1 protein-coding gene and 1 pseudogene are annotated in these 743 nt (G+C 36.6%); both read right to left on the minus strand.

The window, feature by feature from the left end:
• Window positions 1-391: pseudogene (locus V7161_RS16765) on the minus strand (NAD(P)H-dependent oxidoreductase); the annotation flags it as partial.
• A 110-nt stretch (window positions 392-501) separates the two neighbouring features.
• A complete protein-coding gene (locus V7161_RS16770) occupies window positions 502-648 on the minus strand; it encodes a hypothetical protein (RefSeq protein ID WP_223595158.1) in 147 nt (48 codons plus the stop codon).
• Between the last annotated feature and the right edge of the window lie 95 nt (window positions 649-743).

Here is a 743-nt window from a genome sequence, read left to right on the forward strand (position 1 = left end):
CATTTTCAGTATATTTAAAGGTTTTACCGGCAACGGCAACAGAATCCAAATAGGCTTTCATGACAGGAGGAAAAGAAAAGTTCCATAATGGTGTGACAAACACATATTTATCAGCTGCCACAAACTGTTCACTTAACTCACCAAGACGTCCTACCTTTGCCTTTTCTTCATCCGTCAGCTGATCAAACGCTTGTCCCGAACGAAGCTTTCCCCATCCACTAAATACATCCGCATCAATATGGGGGATGTTTTCATTGTATAGATCTAAATGAACAACCTCATCGTTCGGATTAACCTGCTTGTAACTCTCAATAAATGCTTTTCCCACTGCCATGCTATACGACATTGTTTCATTATGAGGGTGGGCTGTAATGTATAAAACCTGTGCCATGTTAATCACCTTTCTTTTTGAAGATATATGACATTTTAGTTTTAGTCAAAAAGCCCTAAAATAAACAAAAAGGATTTGCCACTTTGACAAATCCTTTTACTACTCTTTTATTATTCGTTTGTATCTAGTGAATAAGGATTTCGACCAATGCTTTTTCTCATTTCATCAGTCATTAGGAATGGTTCATTTACCACTGACTCATTTGCTGCCTGACTTGTTAGAGAACTGCCATCATAATGTACAGGTTTTTGTTCCATAATTCCTTTCACCTCCACTAATTCCTCACTTTTAGCATTTGCACTTTTTAGTTATTTACTTATGTAATTCAGGCCTTTCTGACTATTATTATACC

The sequence above is a fragment of the Neobacillus drentensis genome (assembly GCF_036965425.1).
Taxonomy (GTDB): Bacteria; Bacillota; Bacilli; order Bacillales; family Cytobacillaceae; genus Neobacillus; species Neobacillus drentensis_F.

What these genes read in the sequence shown, in the direction of transcription:
- V7161_RS16770 (WP_223595158.1), bottom strand. Translation starts at nt 648, where the DNA reads ATGGAACAAAAACCTGTACATTATGATGGCAGTTCTCTAACAAGTCAG.